Origin of the sequence: Acetobacter sp. DsW_54, from assembly GCF_002153575.1 — a bacterium.
Taxonomy (GTDB): domain Bacteria; phylum Pseudomonadota; class Alphaproteobacteria; order Acetobacterales; family Acetobacteraceae; genus Acetobacter; species Acetobacter fabarum.
In genome coordinates this window covers 1-768 of sequence record NZ_JOPD01000028.1, presented here as the reverse complement: position 1 = coordinate 768, position 768 = coordinate 1, and the positions used below count along the sequence as shown (strand labels likewise).

The following is a 768-nucleotide window of genomic DNA, read 5'->3' as shown; positions in this document are numbered from 1 at the left end:
AGAAGAAGACATCACGTTATTCGCCTGAGTTCCGTGAGCGCGCGGTGCGCCTTCTGGACGAGCATCGATCGGATTACCCGAGCTTATCAGCGGCCTGTCGCGAGATTGGTGGCAAGCTTGGCTGCTCGGGCGACTGCCTGCATGACTGGTGGAAGCAGGCCCGGCGGGACGCGGGTACGCAACCGGGGCCAACCACGACCGAGACGGCACGGATCAAGGCATTGGAGCGTGAGGTCCGTGAACTGCGTCAGGCCAATGAGATCCTGAAGAAGGCCTCGGCTTATTTTGCACAGGCGGAGCTCGACCGCCCGTTTCGCAAATGATCGCGTTTATTGAAGTCTACCGTGCCGATTACGGGGTCGAGCCAATCTGTCGCGTTCTGCCGATTGCCCCGTCAACGTTTTATCATCAGGCGGCCATAGCAAGAGATCCGACCACGGCCAGCCCGCGTGCCCGGCGCGATAGGGAACTGATGGAACATATCCGCCGGATCTGGCAGGACAACCGTGCTGTTTATGGTACGCGCAAGGTGTGGCACAGCCTGCAGCGTGAGGGACGACAGGTTGCACGCTGCACTGTTGAGCGCTTGATGCACAAGATGGGTCTGAAGGGTGTCATCCGGGGCAGGAAGGTCATCACGACCCGTCCGGATACGGCGCGCCCCTGTCCCGATGACAGGGTCAACCGGCAGTTCCGGGCCGAGAGCCCCAACCAGCTCTGGGTCTCGGACTTTACCTATGTCCAGACCTGGAATGGCATGGTCTATGT

General features: G+C 60.5%; 1 pseudogene and 1 other annotated feature. The pseudogene reads left to right on the top strand.

Annotated features, from left to right (window positions below):
• Window positions 1-768, top strand: a pseudogene (locus HK20_RS13255) (IS3 family transposase); the annotation flags it as partial.
• Window positions 278-394 (top strand) — a sequence feature (AL1L pseudoknot). Its footprint overlaps the pseudogene before it by 117 nt.